At 65.4% G+C, this 15685-nt stretch carries 8 protein-coding genes; 7 read left to right on the forward strand and 1 reads right to left on the reverse strand.

Features of this window, described 5'->3' with window-relative positions:
- Positions 1-24: 24 nt before the first annotated feature.
- Positions 25-1644: a hypothetical protein gene (locus ASD35_RS25630; RefSeq protein ID WP_157275776.1), complete on the reverse strand. Its 1620-nt coding sequence runs from the start codon at positions 1642-1644 to the stop codon at positions 25-27.
- A 163-nt stretch (positions 1645-1807) separates the two neighbouring features.
- Between ASD35_RS25630 and ASD35_RS25635 the strand changes: the two genes are divergently transcribed.
- The 7 genes from ASD35_RS25635 to ASD35_RS25665 all read left to right on the forward strand — a co-directional run bounded on the left by ASD35_RS25635 (position 1808) and on the right by ASD35_RS25665 (position 15685).
- On the forward strand, positions 1808-3331 hold the full coding sequence (locus tag ASD35_RS25635; protein ID WP_056877801.1) for a tryptophan halogenase family protein: 1524 nt from the start codon (positions 1808-1810) through the stop codon (positions 3329-3331).
- Between the two features lie 510 nt (positions 3332-3841).
- On the forward strand, positions 3842-6622 hold the full coding sequence (locus tag ASD35_RS25640; RefSeq protein WP_235538465.1) for a dockerin: 2781 nt from the start codon (positions 3842-3844) through the stop codon (positions 6620-6622).
- A gap of 112 nt (positions 6623-6734) precedes the next feature.
- Positions 6735-8330: a non-reducing end alpha-L-arabinofuranosidase family hydrolase gene (locus ASD35_RS26860; protein ID WP_082580465.1), complete on the forward strand. Its 1596-nt coding sequence runs from the start codon at positions 6735-6737 to the stop codon at positions 8328-8330.
- Between the two features lie 138 nt (positions 8331-8468).
- Positions 8469-10127 (forward strand): glycoside hydrolase family 5 protein, encoded by a 1659-nt coding sequence (locus ASD35_RS25650; protein WP_056877802.1) that lies wholly within the window; start codon positions 8469-8471, stop codon positions 10125-10127.
- A gap of 80 nt (positions 10128-10207) precedes the next feature.
- Positions 10208-12418 (forward strand): xyloglucanase, encoded by a 2211-nt coding sequence (locus ASD35_RS25655; protein WP_082580466.1) that lies wholly within the window; start codon positions 10208-10210, stop codon positions 12416-12418.
- A gap of 43 nt (positions 12419-12461) precedes the next feature.
- Entirely contained in the window at positions 12462-14099 is a 1638-nt protein-coding gene (locus ASD35_RS25660; RefSeq protein ID WP_056877803.1) for an alpha-L-fucosidase, read from the forward strand.
- Complete coding sequence (locus tag ASD35_RS25665; protein ID WP_056877804.1) at positions 14096-15685, forward strand: glycoside hydrolase family 28 protein; 1590 nt, start codon at positions 14096-14098, stop codon at positions 15683-15685. The genes ASD35_RS25660 and ASD35_RS25665 overlap by 4 nt, the downstream gene beginning before the upstream one ends.

A 15685-nucleotide genomic window follows, 5' to 3' on the forward strand; every position in this document is an offset into this window, starting at 1 on the left:
GTTTGAAGTGAAGTCACGGCGTGTTCACTGCACGGTGATCTGGCCAAAGACGGTGATCTCGGTGCTGAGCGTGTAGTCGTCGTCCGTCGACTTCGGAGTCGTACCGTCTGCCCTCGGCGTTGGCTTGGTGGAGTTGATCTTGCCGGGCTCAAACACCACCGAGCGGATGCCGTGCTCCCGGATCTCGGCAAGCGCGGCCGCCTTCGATTCGGCAGACAAGCCCCAGTCGAACCTCCACCCTTCAGTCTCGGGAAGACCGGCGATCTCGCACCTGTCAGTCACCACGAAGTCCTTGAACGGAATCACATAGCTGTTAAAGCCGGCAAATTTGGGAAGCACGTGCGCCGAGGCAGTCACATAGCAGTTGTCGCCGTTGGCCTTCTTGTTGAAGTGATTGGTCTTGATACGCACGTACAAGCCACGTGAAGGTTGATCAGGACCATCGGCCTCAGTGACGAGCGCAGTGGCGTTGATGCCCACCGACACCATGATCGATTCCTCGGTCTTCACGTCGAAAGGAAGCCATTCGTAGTTGGTGTCGACCTTCTTTGTTGGGGCACCGATCTCGGCCCTGAGGAAACCCCACCAGTTGTTGGAAGTGCCGTCCCAGTCCGGATTCAGCTTCTTGTTGGCCTCCAGAGTGAAAGTCGCGCCAAACCCGGAAGCGAACGTAGTCAACTTGCAATTCGCCCCGCCCGGTCCATCAGCACACCAGGCGCGTGGAAAGCCCGCTGAGTATTTGATTTCACCGAACTGCGAAGTGCGCTTCGCTCCTGTGTCAAAGCCGCTTGCGTACGTACGCGGATCAACGATGACTTGGTAGTTCTCGGAAGTGCCTGCTGCGCTGGACAGGGTCACCGCGCAGATGCCCTTGGCGGTCAGGCGAAGCTCATTGCCTGCCACCGCACAAACCGCGGGAGTGGTGCTTGCATACGTCAGGGCGTTGCCAGCAGCGTCGGCCGACCCCAGCGCGACCGTCCGAGTCATACCCTCCAACTGAGCCACCATCGGGAAGTCTGGGGTGATTCCAACAAAGACCATCGGCGCGTCCAGGGCGGCGTATGAGTCGTTGGCAGGCGCCGTCACCCCAAGCTGGCAAAGGCCCACGCTTTTCAAAGCGGTCAGCGTCGTGCCGCTGACGGTGCAGACCTCTGGCGTTGACGACACATAGGTCGCCGGAATACCCGCGCTGGTCTTGTCTGGCAGCGTGAAGCTTGCTGTAGCAGCGCGCAGAACAATACTCAGCGGCGTCATCGGGCGTTGTGGCGCTTTCAAAACCACGAACAGCTGGCTCGAATCGTCCGCGGCGGCCCATACAGTGCCGTCCGGGCCAGTCCCACCGGGCTGGCTGGCGATGACTTGGCACTCGCCTGCGGCCACCAGCGTCACCTCCTTGTCCGCCACTGTGCAGGTAGCGGGCGTGCCGGAGCGGAAGCTGACCGGCAACCCCGACGTAGCGGCGGCGGACAACGCTGTCGGGCCGTTGAACAACGTGTTGCCGCCCGGATACTTGAAGTTGATGACCTGGAAGCGCCCGGTTGAGCCACCGCCATCACCACCGCCTCCACCGCCGCAGGCGGCGAGAAAAGCGCAAGCCGCTATGACAGTCAACTTTCCGGCGCTCGCAACCAACTTTGTCTTCACGTTTTGTCTCCTAGTTCTGCATAAAAGATGGCGAGGCACTTCCCCTTGGAGCTGGGACAGCGTTGTCGCCAACCGCTGATGCGATCGTATATTTGGTCTGACCAGCCGCGACTAGGGGCAAACTCTTGGTCTTACCAATCTGGTTGACCAGACAATTCTTCCCATGCGAAGCCAAGCTCTCAAAAAAGTCGTCATCGTTGGAGGTGGCAGCGCCGGGTGGATCACCGCAGCGCCCCTTGCGCGCCTGCTGTGCAGGCCTGGCCAGCCGGACCACTGCGAGGTGACGCTGGTTGAATCCGCGGAGATCGGCACCATCGGCGTCGGCGAAGCCACGCTGCCCACCATCAGCTTCTACAACCAGCTGCTGGGCATCGACGAAGCCGAGTTCGTCCGCAAGACGCAGGCGAGCTTCAAGCTCGGCATCGAGTTCAGTGACTGGGGGCGCGTGGGCCACCGCTTTTTCCACGGCTTTGGCGGGTTCGGTCCAGGCATCCACAACCGGCCGCTATGGGCTTACTGGCTGCGGCTGCGCGAACAGGATCCCCAGCTGCCGTCCTACGAGGAATGGTCGACCGCAACGGTGATGGCCCGCAATTTGCGCTTTACGCGACCGCAACCCGACACGCCCTCGCCCGCAGGGGCCTTCAACTACGCCTACCACTTCGACGCCACGCTCTACGGCAACTACCTGCGTGAACATGCGCAACGCCATGGCGCCCAGCGCATCGAGGGCACGATCGTCCGCGTGGAGACATCAGAGGAAAACGGACAGGTCACGACGCTGCACCTCAGTGACGGGCGCCGCGTCGACGGCGACCTCTTCATCGACTGTTCAGGGTTTCGGGCACTGCTCATCGACGGGGCGATGAAATCGCCGTACGAAGACTGGAGCAGTTGGCTGCCCTGCGACCGCGCGATGGCCGTACCCTGCCAACGCACCGACCCGATGACGCCCTACACGACGTCCACCGCGCGCAGCGCGGGTTGGCAATGGCGCATCCCGCTGCAGCACCGCACCGGCAACGGCTTGGTGTACTGCAGCAGCCACCTCAGTGACGACGAGGCTGCGGGCCTTCTTCTCGGCAACCTGGACGGCGCGGCGCTGGATAAACCGCGGCAACAACGCTTTGTCACGGGGCGGCGCAAGCAGGCGTGGGTGAAGAACGTGGTGGCCATCGGGCTGTCCTCGGGTTTCCTGGAGCCGCTGGAGTCCACCAGCATTCACCTCATCATGGAGGCGGTCGGCCGCCTCACGGCGCTGCTGCCTGACCGCAGCTTCCAGCCGACGCTGGCCGACGAGTTCAACCGCCAGATGGCCCGTCGCTACGAGTCGGTGCGCGATTTCATCATCCTGCACTACAAGCTGACCGAGCGGCGCGACAGCGAGTTCTGGCGCCATTGCGCTGACATGCCCATCCCGGACGACCTGGCCCACCAGATCACGCTGTTCCGCGAAACCGGACGCGTCGCCATCTTGGAGCCCGAGGGCTTCGGCGAGGCCTCATGGGCGTCCATCCTGCTCGGGCTGGGCGTCGTGCCGCGCCGCCACGATCCCTATGTGGACCAGGTCGACATCGATATCGTGCGCCGGCACCTGGCAAGCGTGCACAGCGCCATTCGCAATGCGGTCCGGACGATGCCGTCCCACGCGGATTTCCTCGCCAGCGCGAACGGTTCCGGACCCTGAGCCTCATCGACAACGCCGCATCAGGGTTTGGTTCATTGAGCCGTGAAAAGCGGACTGACCAAATGGTGGCGCTATCAGCAAATGATGGTCACTTGCGTTGCGTTACATCCGACTGGGGTATCCACTGGTCAGACCAAGTTTCGAAACGTGGCAAAGTGGTTTGACCGTATTGGCCTGACCAATGATGTTGATCGACGGTGGATCCAAATTGACAGCGTTGCCAGCGACGCGTGTTACGCCTGCGTCGGCCCGTGAGCACAAGTCGCGTCCCCAAGATTGTGAGAGCGCCCAACTTGCGTTGGCCGGACCAAGCCGTCCGATGTTCAGCGCAGTCTGGTGTCGCTACCAAATGCACCCTGTTAATTGATGAAGGCCACCTTTATTACCACCGTTCGCCATGCCTGGCGTCTCGTTGTCGTCGGCACGTAGCCCTTGCAGTGAGCTACGTCTTCATAACGCTCGTGTCCGGAGGAGACAACCGGCCGAGCACCTTCAACTGAAAGGTAGAACATGAGAATCTTGATACCCGGACTGCTGCTTGCCTTCGGGGCGAGCACCGCCCCGCTGGCGTTGGCGCAAAGCTGCGGCAGCGGCGGCGGTGCCACGGTGTGCCTGACGGCCACCGGCACGGCCACCAACGTCCAGCTCGGCTGGACGGTCAGCGGCAACGTCACGTCGCTGGAGATCTACCGCGACACCGACGCGGACCCCAGCGGCCGCACCCGCATCGCCGTCCCCGGCAGCACCGCCAGGAGCTACACCGACGCCGCGGGCAGCATCGGCACGCGCTACTGGTACTGGGTCAAGTTCACGACGAACGCCGGCAGCTACAACTCCGGCTCGGCCAACGCCACGCTTGGCGCCAACTGCACGCCGACCGCCATCACGCCCTACATCAACGCCAACGGCGCGTGGACGCAAACGGCCTCGGCCACCATCAAGACCGGCGCCTCGGCCATCCTCGGCCCGCAGCCGTCGTCCGGCGGCATGTGGAGCTGGAGTGGCTGCGGCACCGCCGGTGCGGCGCGCGAGCAGACCATCCAACCGCCTGCGGCCTGCACTGCCACCGCCACCTACACCAACAGCTGTGGCGCCAAGACCCAGCAGGCGTTCTCCATCAAGGTGGGCAACTGGACAAGCGCGAAATGGGGCGGCGGCGGCTACGTCACCGGCATCATCGTCCACCCGACCACCCCCAACCTGATGTACGTGCGCACCGACGTCGGCGGCGCCTACCGCTGGCACCAAGCCACGTCGACCTGGGTGCCCATCACCGACGGCGCGGGCTTCGGTGCGGCCGAGGCCACTTTCCACGGCGTGGAAAGCATCGCCGTCGATCCGAACAACGACCAGCGCGTCTACATGGGCGCCGGCATGTACACGTCCGCTGGCAACGGCCGCCTGTACATCTCCAGCAACCGGGGTGACAGCTGGACCTACGTCGGCCTGCCCTTCCCGCTGGGCGGCAACAACCCCGGCCGGGCCATTGGTGAGCGCCTGATGGTCGACCCCAACAAGCCCTCGACACTGTTCTACGGCTCGCGCACGGCCGGCCTGTGGAAGAGCGCCGACTCCGGCCTCACCTGGGCGCAAGTCACGTCGCTGTCCAGCGCCAAGCTGACCCAAGACCAGGTCAATGCCTTGGGCGGCACCAGCGCGATAGGCGTCGAGACGATCGTCTACGACACCGGCACCAAGGGCAGCGGCACGGCCACGCAGACGATCTACGCGCCCATCGCGCCGGACTATGTGCAGACGGCGGGCCTGGGCTCGAACTTGTACAAGTCGACCAATGGCGGCACGTCGTGGACCGCGATCTCGACCCCCATCTCCGGCTACCACATCCCGCACATGGTGCGCGCCGCTGACGGCATGTTCTATGTGGTCTTCACCAGGGACGCCGGTCCCGGCTCCGCCGGTCCCGCCCGTCTGTACAAGTTCGACGGCAGCAACTGGACCTTGCTCAGGAGCGACGACTCGGTCGGCTACGGCGGCGTGTCCGTCTACGGCACGGGTGCTACCACGCGCATTGCGCTGGGGGTGACCAACACCTGGGGCAACTTCCCCGGCCAGCGAATCCTCCAGCTGTCCGACGATGCCGGCCGGAACTGGCGCGAGATCGAAGCGATGACGCCGGGCGATGTCTCCTGGGGCTGGATCGACGATGTGGAGATCGATCCCTTCAACCGCGATCACATCATGCACGTCTCCGGCGGCGTCATGCAGACAAGCAACGCCTCCTCGGCCACGCCAACCTGGGCCCTGACGGTCAACGGCATCGAGGAGACCGCCGTGCTGGGCGTCGCCACGCCGCCGGCCGGCGCCACCTACACCGTGATCAACAGTTCGGGCGACGTCGGCACCTGGGTGCACACCGATCTCACGACCAAGCCGACGCTGACGCCGGGCACCGACTGGAGCAACGGCTTTGCCGCCGACATGGCGTGGTCCGATCCGCAGTACATGGCCACTATCGGCGTGTACCTGGGCAACAACACTGGCTTCGGCATGTGGTCCGGCGACGGCGGCAAGACCTGGGCGAAGTTCGCCACCTACCCGGCGGGCGTCGCGGGGAACACGGGCACGGAAGCGAGCATCGCCATCACCGGGCGCAACAAGGCGATCTGGGCGCCTGGCAACTCGGTGCCGTCCTACACCCTGGACAACGGCGCCACCTGGGTGCCGACCAACCTGCCGGCGATCAACAGCGTCTTCCCCCGCGCCTACCACCTGGTCGCGGATCGCAAGAACCCGAACAAGGTCTATGCCTATGATTCCGGTGGCCACTGGTGGGGCACGCCGGGCAAGGTCTACGTCTCCACGGACGGCGGCCGCACGTTCACGCTGAGCCAGGGTTCGGTGAACGCGGGGCTGGCGCCGAACTACTTCGGCAACACCTCGCTGGCGGTCAACCCCAACGTTGAGGGCGAGCTCTGGCTGGCCGACGGCAACGCCGTGTACCGCTCGACCGATTCCGGCGCGAGCTGGACCAAGCTCAGCCACTTCGCGTCGATCTTCACCGGCAACCCCTGGCCCCAGGTGCAGGGTGCAAGCGCCATCGCGCTGGGCAAGGCCAAGGCCGGCGCGCCGTACTCGGCGGCCGTCTACGTCGTGGGTGTGATCAGCGGCGTGTGGGGCGTGCATCGCTCCGACGACGGCGGCGCCACCTGGACGCGCTTCAACGACGACGCCCACCAGTTCGGCGGCATCGGCGTGATGGCGGCCGACCAAAGCATCTACGGCCGGATCTACATCAGCGGCACCGGCCGAGGAATGCTGTACAGCAATTGAACGAGGGCTCGGCAGGCCGGCGTCCAAAGCGTGGCGCTGGGCCTGCCTCCCCACAACGCTCGTGTCCGGAGGAGACAACCGGCCGAGCGCTTTCATCTTTGAAAGACAGAACATGAGAACTTCGATACCCGCACTGCTGCTCGCCTTCGGCGCGAGCGCGGCGCCACTCGCGCAGGCCCAAAGCTGCGGCAGTGGCGGCGGCGCCACCGTCTGCCTCACGGCCGGCGGCACGGCCAACAACGTCCAGCTCAGCTGGACAGCCACCGGCACGATCAGATCGCTGGAGATCTACCGCGACACCGATGCCAATCCGGTCGGTCGCACCCGCATCGCTGTCCCCGCGGCCAGCGCAACCAGTCATGTCGATGCCACGGCCGCCAATGGCACGCCCTACTGGTACTGGGTCAAGTTCACGACCAACGCCGGCAGCTACAACTCCGGCGCCGCCAGCGCCACGCGCGGCACCACCTGCACGCCGACGGCCATCACACCCTACATCAGCGTCAACGGCTCTTGGACGCAGACGTCTTCGGCGACAGTCACCGCTGGCAACTCGGCCATCCTCGGCCCGCAGCCGGTGACCGGCGGCTCGTGGGCCTGGAGCGGCTGCGGCACGTCGGGCTCGGCACGCGAACAGCTGATCACGCCCGCGACCAGCTGCACGGCCACCGCCACCTACACCAACGCCTGCGCCGCCAAGACGACCCAGGCGTTCGCGATCACTGTGCCGGGTTCCACGCAACCCTTTCAATGGAAAGCCAGCGAGCCGCTGATCAAGCCGCCGGCCGACCGGGCTGACATCTTTGGCGTCAAGGACCCGAGCATCGTCCATCACGACGGCCGCTACCACGTCTTCATGACCACGGCCGGGAAGAACGGCTGGGGCCTGGCCTACACGAGCTTCGCGAACTGGGCCGACGCCCCGACGGCCCCTCAGTTCATGCTCGACAAGTCCCCCATGGGGCCCGGCTACCGCGCAGCACCCCAGGTCTTCTACTTCGCGCCGCACAAGCTCTGGTACCTGATCTACCAGGGCGGCGACCCGCTGTACTCCACCAGCAGCAACATCGCCGATCCGCTCTCGTGGACGGCGCCGAAGCCCTTCTACGCAACGGTGCCGGCGAGCGTCAAGAACGCCGAGGGCAATGCGACCTGGCTGGACTTCTGGAACATCTGTGACGACAGGAAGTGCCATCTCTTCTTCACCGGCGACAACGGCAAGTTCTACCGCGGCGAGACGACCCTCGAGCGCTTCCCTCAGGGCTTCTCCGAGCCCGTCGTCGTCATGTCAGAAGCGCGCGATGACATGTTCGAGGCGAGCAACACCTACAAGATCTCCGGTACCAACCAGTACTTGACGCTGATCGAGGCACAAGGCCCCAAAGGCCGGTACTTCCGCGCCTGGACCGCGGATCGGCTGGACGGTGCCTGGCAACCCGTTGCCGGCGCCCCGATGAACCTGTTCGCGGGCACGGACAACGTCAAGTACGACGGCCGGATCTGGTCCGAAGGCGTGTCCCATGGCGAAATGATCCGCGACGGCATCGACCAGACGCTGAGCATCGACCCCTGCCAGCCGCTGCGGTTCCTGTTCCAGGGCCTGGATCTGGAACCGGGCAAGCAGTACCCATACATCGAGCTGCCCTATCGCCTGGGCCTGATCACCGCCACCGCGCCCAACGCCATCAGCGTGTTGTGCAAGAAATGAATGCCCGCTTTGCCGGGCGTGCCGCCAAGTCCATCGTTGGTCTCGGGATGCAAGCCCATTCACTGAGCTGCGTCCTTCCATAACGCTCCATCCGGCGGAGACAACCGGCCGAGCACTTTCAACCTTGAAAGGTAGAACATGAGAACCTTGATACCCGCCCTGCTGCTCGCCTTCGGCGCGAGCGCAGGTAGCCTCGCGCAGGCACAAAGCTGCGGCAGCGGCGGCGGCGCCACCGTCTGCCTGACGGCCACTGGCACCGCCAACAACAACCAGCTCAACTGGACCGTCAGCGGGAACGTCTCCCGTCTGGAGGTCTACCGCGACACGGACAGCGACCCCAACGGCCGCAGCCGCATCGCCGTGCCTGGCAGTAGCGCCAGGAGCTACGCGGACTCGACGGCCGCGGTCGGCACGCCCTACTGGTACTGGGTCAAGTTCACGACCAACGCCGGCAGCTACAACTCCGGCTCGGCCTCCGCCACGCGCGGCAGCAGCTGCGCGCCGACGGCCATCACGCCCTACATCAGCGCCAACGGGTCCTGGACGCAGACCTCGTCGGCCACGGTCACTGCCGGCAACTCGGCCATCCTCGGCCCGCAGCCGATGACTGGCGGTTCGTGGGGCTGGAGCGGCTGCGGCACGTCGGGCTCGGCCCGCGAGCAGACCATCACGCCCGCTGCCAGCTGCACCGCCACCGCCACCTACACCAACAGCTGCGGCGCCAAGACCACTCAGGCCTTTGTGATCACCGTGCCGGGTTCCATGCGCGACCTGACGAGCGTTCAACTGTCGCAGCTGATGTCGCCCGCCTGGAACGTGGGCAACTCGCTGGACGCCTCGCCTAACGAGACCAACTGGGGCAACCCGCTGATCAACCAGCAGCTGATCAACGCGGTGAAGGCCGCCGGCTTCAAGACCATCCGCCTTCCGGTCAGTTGGAACCAGTACGCCGACGCCAACGGCAACATCAACCCGACCTTCATGGCGCGCGTCACCGAAGTCGTCGGCTATGCCCGCAACGCCGGCCTGTACGTCGTGCTGAACACGCACCACGAAGGCAGCTGGCTGATCCCGACCTACGCCTACCAGGCAAGCGCCAACGCCCGCCTGGCCAAGCTGTGGACGCAGATCGCCAACAACTTCAGGAACTACGACGACTTCCTGCTGTTCGCCGGCACCAACGAGGTGATGGTCGCTGGCGACTACGGCCCGCCGACGGCCGAGTACCAGGCCGTCCAGAACGGGTTCAACCAGGTCTTCGTCGACACGGTGCGGGCCACCGGCGGCAATAACGCCAAGCGCCATCTCGTCGTGCAGGGCTTCAACACCAACATCGACTCGACCTACAACGGCTTCATCAAGCCCAACGACTCCGCCATCAACCGGATGTTCCTGGAGGTGCACTTCTACGACCCATACCACTTCGCCCTCGATGGCGGCAGCAACATCTGGCAGTGGGGCGCGACCGCGACCAACCCGGCCGTGACCGAGACCTGGGCCAACGAAGCCCACGTCGACGCGCAGTTCCAGAAGCTGAAGACCCGCTTCGTCGACGCCGGCTTGCCCGTGCTGATGGGTGAATACGGCGCGATCCTGAAGTCCGAGTACGACCCGGCCGGCGCCTACCGCACCGCCTGGACCAAGTACGTGACCAAGTCGGCCTTCCAGCACGGCCTCGTGCCGACGTGGTGGGACAACGGCTATGACGCCAACCACCAGTTCGGGCTGTTCAACCGCTACACCGGTGCGCAGTACTTCCCTGAACTGATCAAGGCCATCGTCGACAACGCCAAGTGATGTGACGACGCAGGCCGGGTCGTGATTTCACGACCCGGTCTTTCCTGTTTGAAGGCGCGCGCGTGATGGCGTCGGTCCAAATGAAACTGATACGAACCAAGACTTTCTGGCGCCCGCTGCTGGCAACAGCGCTGGCGCTTTTGGCCTCTCTGAGCCAGGCCGAGCCCTACCGCTGGGACAGCCTGGCCATCGGCGGCGGCGGCTACGTGGCGGCCATCGTGCCCAGCCAGACCGAGCGCGGCCTCATCTACGCCCGCACCGACGTGGGCGGTGCCTACCGCTGGGACGCCGCGAAGGCGAGTTGGACCTCGCTGCTCGACGGCGTGTCCGAGGCCGACGTCGGCCTGCTGAGCGTGGACGCCCTGGCGCTGGACCCCAAGGACAGCGCCGTCGTCTACCTGCTGGCCGGGGTGCCCTATTTCAGCGGCGGCAAGACCGCCGTCATGCGCTCCACCGACCGCGGCGCCACCTTCAGCCGCATCACCGACGTGAGCCACCTCTTCCGCGCCAACGGCAACAGCCTGGGCCGCAGCAACGGCGAGAAGATGCAGGTCGACCCGGGTGACAGCAAGGTGCTCTACGTCGGCTCGCGCGCCAACGGCCTGTTCAAGAGCCTTGACGCCGGCGCCAGCTTCAAGCGGGTCGACTCGCTACCCGTGACCACCACGCCCAATGAGACCGGCATCAGCTTCGTGCTGCTGGATCCGACCAGCGTGGTCAATGGCGTGGCGCAGCGCGTCTTTGTGGGCGTGTCCCGCTTTGGCTCGGTCGGCCCCAACCTCTACCGCAGCGACGACGCCGGCGCCAGCTTCAAGCCGGTGGCCCAGGCGCCGTCGGCCTACATCCCGCAGCGTGCGACGCTCGCCGCGGACGGCCATCTCTACATCGCCTATGGCGACGGGTCGGGCCCGCATGGCGACTGGAAGAAGCTGAACCCACCGGAGCCGCTGACGGCCGGCCAGGTCTGGAAGTACCAAGTCGCCAGCGGCGGTTGGACCAATGTCACGCCCAAGGGCATCAACCGGGCGTTCTCGGGCGTGTCGGTCGACCCGCGCAACGCCAAGCGGCTGGTCATCTCGACGATCAACACCTGGATGCCGCAAGGCGGCAAGAACGCCGGCGACCGCTTCTACGTGACCCACGATGGGGGCCGCAGCTGGACCGACGTGGTGGAGCGCGGATTCGCCATGGACACCAGCGGTGTCAGCTGGATTTCGGCCTACGCCATCCACTGGACGGGCTCCATTGAATTCGACCCCTTCGACACCCGCGCCGTCTGGGTCACCTCCGGCAACGGCGTGTTTCGCACCGCCGACATCGATGCCAAGCCGGCCACCTGGACTTTCACCGTCAAGGGCCTGGAGGAGACCGTGCCCAACGTGGCCGTCAGCGTGCCCGGCGGCCCGCTGCTGTCGGTGATCGCCGACTACGACGGCTTTCGCCATCAAAAGCTGGACGCCTTTGCGCCTATCCACGAACCCCGCCTGGGCTCGACCACCGGCCTTGCGGTCGCGGGCAGCAACAGCGCGGTCGTCGTGCGCGTGGGCGGCAAGAAGATGTACCGCTCCGCCGACACCGGTGCCACCTGGACCGAAGTGGCCGGCATGCAGGGCGACTACGGCACGCTGGCGCTGTCGGCTGACGGAGCCGTGCTGCTGCACAGCTTCCGCCAGGCCGACGGCAGCAACCGCACTGTCCGCGCCGCCAACTTCACCGAGGCCAAGCCCGTCTGGACCGCCGTGCGCGGCCTGGAAGGCGCGCCGATGCGGCCGGTGGGCGACCCAGTGAACCCCGCCAAGTTCTACGCCTACGACCGCGGCACCGTGCGCGTCAGCACCGATGGCGGCGCAAGCTTCGCCGCTACCGCCAAGCTGGCCGCTGAGGGCTCATCGCTGGTGCGCGTTGCGCCGGGGCGCGAAGGTGATGTCTGGGTGGCGCTCAAGGCCGGCGGGCTGGCGCGTTCGACCGACTCCGGCCGTGCGTTCACGACCTTCGCCAACATCGCCCACTGCGGCGCCGTGGGCTTCGGCAAGGCCATGGCCGGTGCGCCCTACCCCACCGTCTTCATCTGGGGCGCGCCCCAGGGCAAGCCGCTAGGCGTGTATCGCTCCACCGATGCAGGCGCCAACTGGCTGCGCATCAACGACGACGCCCACCAGTTCGGTGGCCCCGGCAACGGCGAGTTCGTCATGGGCGACATGAACGTCGAAGGCTTGGTCTACATGAGCACGGTGGGTCGCGGCATCGTCTACGGCATGCCGTCCGGCGACGCGAAACCACGCACGCCGTGACCCCGGCGGTTCACGACGGCAATCCCTTCACCGCAAGCAAGCCATGACCCAGCAACTCTCCCGCCGCTCGGTGCTTCAGGCGACGGCCGCCACCATGGGCGCCGCCGGCCTGCCCGCCTCCCACGCAGCGCCCACCCCCTTCAAGCCGACCTGGGATTCCCTCGTCGGCGGCTACCGCACGCCCGACTGGTTCCGCGATGCCAAGTTCGGCATCTGGGCGCACTGGAGCGCGCAATGCGTGCCCGAGATGGGCGACTGGTATGCCCGCAACATGTACCTGCAGGGCCATTGGCAGTACGACCACCACGTCAAGACCTACGGCCACCCGACCCAGGTCGGCTTCATGGAGATGCAGAACCGCTGGAAGGGGGAGAACTGGGATCCCGAGGCGCTGATGGACCTTTACGTGAAGGCGGGCGCGAAGTACTTCGTCTCGCTGGCCAACCACCACGACAACTTCGACGCCTACGACTCGAAGTACCACCCCTGGAACTCGGTGCGCGTCGGTCCCAAGAAGGACATCGTCGGCACCTGGGCCAAGCTGGCTCGCGCCAAGGGGCTGCGCTTCGGCGTCAGCAACCACTCGTCGCGTGCCTGGCACTGGCTGGCGCCTGCCTATGGCTACGACCCCGAAGGCCCGCTGGCCGGCCAGCGCTACGACGCCTTCAACCTGACCAAGGCCGACGGCAAGGGCAAATGGTGGGAAGGCCTGGACCCGCAGGACCTCTACACGGGGCCCAACAGAGTGATGCCCGACGGCATCAGCACCGTGGCCGCCGTCACCGAATGGCATAAGCGCAGTTACTACACCTGGAAAGACGCGGAGCCACCGAACAACCCGGCGTTCATTCGCCAGTGGTTCCTGCGCTGCCGCGACCTGATCGACAGCTACCGGCCTGACCTCGTCTACTTCGACAACGCTCACCTGCCGCTCGGCCAGGCCGGCCTGGACATCGCGGCGCACTACTACAACGCCAGCATGGCCTGGCACGGCAAGGTGGAGGCAGTCATCAACGCCAAGGAGCTCTCACCCGAAATGCGTGGCGGCGTGGTGGAGGACCTCGAGCGGGGCCAGCGCGCCGGCATCGAGCCGCTGCCCTGGCAGACCTGCACCTGCATCGGCGACTGGCACTACAACCGCGGCATCTTCGACAGCCACGGCTACAAGTCGGCCGCCAGCGTGATCCACCGCCTGGCGGACATCGTCTCCAAGAATGGCAACCTGTTGCTGTCCATCCCGCTGCGCGGCGACGGCAGCATCGACGCCGACGAACGCAAGATCCTGGAAGACATCGCCGCCTGGATGGGCCGCAACGGCGAGGCCATCCACGGCACACGGCCGTGGCGCATCTTCGGCGAAGGGCCGACGCAGGTCGGGGGTGGCATGTTCAGTGAAGGCCAGCTCAAGAACTTCACCACCCAGGACATCCGCTTCACGACCAAGGCCGGCGCGCTCTACGCCATTGGGCTGGCTTGGCCGACGGACGGCGTCATGCGCATCGCCGCGCTGGCGCAGGACTCGGGGCTGGCGCCCGGCGTGATCGAGCGCGTCGAAGCGGTGGGCTCTACCGACAGCCTGCCCTTCAAGCGCACGCCGCAAGGGCTGGAGGTGCGGCTACCTGAAGGCCTGGCTGGTTCGCCGGCCGTGGCGTTGAAAGTTTCAGGCGGTGGACTCGCATGACACTACCTATCCGCAGACATTTCCTGGCACGGGCCGTTGCGCTCGTTGCTGCGGTGCCGGCTTACTCGCTGGCGGCGCCGCCCATACCCACGAGTTCGCTGTTCGACGTCAGGCGTTTCGGTGCCAAGGGCGATGGCCGCACGCTCGACTCGCCGGCGATCAACGCGGCCATTGCTGCCGCGGCGACAGCGGGCGGGGGTACTGTCTATTTCCCGCCGGGGCGCTACTTGTCCGCGTCGATCAGGCTCAAGAGCAATATCACGCTCTACCTGGAAGCGGGCGCGGTGATCGAAGCCGTTGAGGCAAGCGTGGCGCGCTACGACCTGCCGGAGCCGAACGAGGCCGGCGGCAACTATCAGGACTACGGCCACAGCCACTGGCAAAACAGCCTGATCTGGGGTATTGGCCTCCACAACGTGGCCATCGTGGGCGGCGGCTTGATTCACGGCAAAGGCTTGATCAGCGGCCACGACAAATACACCGGCTACTACACCGACAAACCAGACCAGCCCGGCGAAGCCGACAAGGCGATTGCGCTGCGCGAATGCAGCAACGTGACCTTGCAGGATTTCTCGATCCTGCATGGCGGCCATTTCGGCATCTTGGCAACCGGCTGCGGCAATGTGCTGATCGACCACCTGACTATCGACACCAATCGCGACGGCATGGATATCGACGGGTGCAACAACGTGCGCGTCACGAATTGCAGCCTGAACACGCCCTGGGACGATGCGATCTGCCTCAAGGCCAGCTACGGCCTGGGCCGCATCCAGCACTGCGAAAACATCACAATTTCCGATTGCCTGGTATCGGGTAATTTCGACGAGGGCAGTGTCATTGACGGCACCTTCAAGCGCAGTGCGCCGGAATACCGGTCGGGGCGATACGGCCGCATCAAGATGGGCACCGAATCGAATGGCGACTTCAAGAACATCGCCATCACGAACTGCATTTTTGACGAGTGCCGCGGCTTGGCGATCGAGAGCGTGGACGGTTCGCACATCGAGGACCTGACGATTTCCAACATCACCATGCGCAACGTGGTGAACGATCCGATCTTCATACGCTTGGGCGCGCGCCTGCGCGGACCGAATCAGCCGCCGATAGGCACCATCAAGCGCATCAATATCAGCAACATTGTGGTGTCCGGTGCGCACGTCAATCACGCCAGCACCATCGCCGGGCTGGAAGGGCATCTGATCGAGGATATTCGTATCAGCAATGTGCGGATAGAGACGCAGGGCGGCGGCGACGCGGCGTGGAGCAAGGTGGTTCCGCCCGAAAACGCAAACGGCTATCCGGAGCCCGGCATGTTCGGCAAGGCGCCGGCGTATGCGTTCTACATGCGCCATGTGAAGGCCATCGAGGTTCATCACGTCAAGGTTGGCTACGTCAAGCCGGAGGGGCGACCTGCGGTCATGCTGGACGATGTCAGCGACGCCAGCTTCCATGCCGTCAATCTGCGGCGCGGGCACGGCGGGGCGGCGCTGTTCGGGTTGCGCGGGGTCAGCGATTTCTCGGCCAAGGATGTGCGCGGCATGCCGGACCGCGAGATCCCGGGGCGTGTGGATGCGCTGAGCTTGTAG

The organism is Pelomonas sp. Root1444 (assembly GCF_001426885.1).
GTDB lineage: Bacteria > Pseudomonadota > Gammaproteobacteria > Burkholderiales > Burkholderiaceae_C > Pelomonas.

What these genes read in the sequence shown, in the direction of transcription:
- ASD35_RS25635 (WP_056877801.1), top strand. Translation starts at nt 1,808, where the DNA reads ATGCGAAGCCAAGCTCTCAAAAAAGTCGTCATCGTTGGAGGTGGCAGC.
- ASD35_RS25640 (WP_235538465.1), top strand. Translation starts at nt 3,842, where the DNA reads ATGAGAATCTTGATACCCGGACTGCTGCTTGCCTTCGGGGCGAGCACC.
- ASD35_RS26860 (WP_082580465.1), top strand. Translation starts at nt 6,735, where the DNA reads ATGAGAACTTCGATACCCGCACTGCTGCTCGCCTTCGGCGCGAGCGCG.
- ASD35_RS25650 (WP_056877802.1), top strand. Translation starts at nt 8,469, where the DNA reads ATGAGAACCTTGATACCCGCCCTGCTGCTCGCCTTCGGCGCGAGCGCA.
- ASD35_RS25655 (WP_082580466.1), top strand. Translation starts at nt 10,208, where the DNA reads ATGAAACTGATACGAACCAAGACTTTCTGGCGCCCGCTGCTGGCAACA.
- ASD35_RS25660 (WP_056877803.1), top strand. Translation starts at nt 12,462, where the DNA reads ATGACCCAGCAACTCTCCCGCCGCTCGGTGCTTCAGGCGACGGCCGCC.
- ASD35_RS25665 (WP_056877804.1), top strand. Translation starts at nt 14,096, where the DNA reads ATGACACTACCTATCCGCAGACATTTCCTGGCACGGGCCGTTGCGCTC.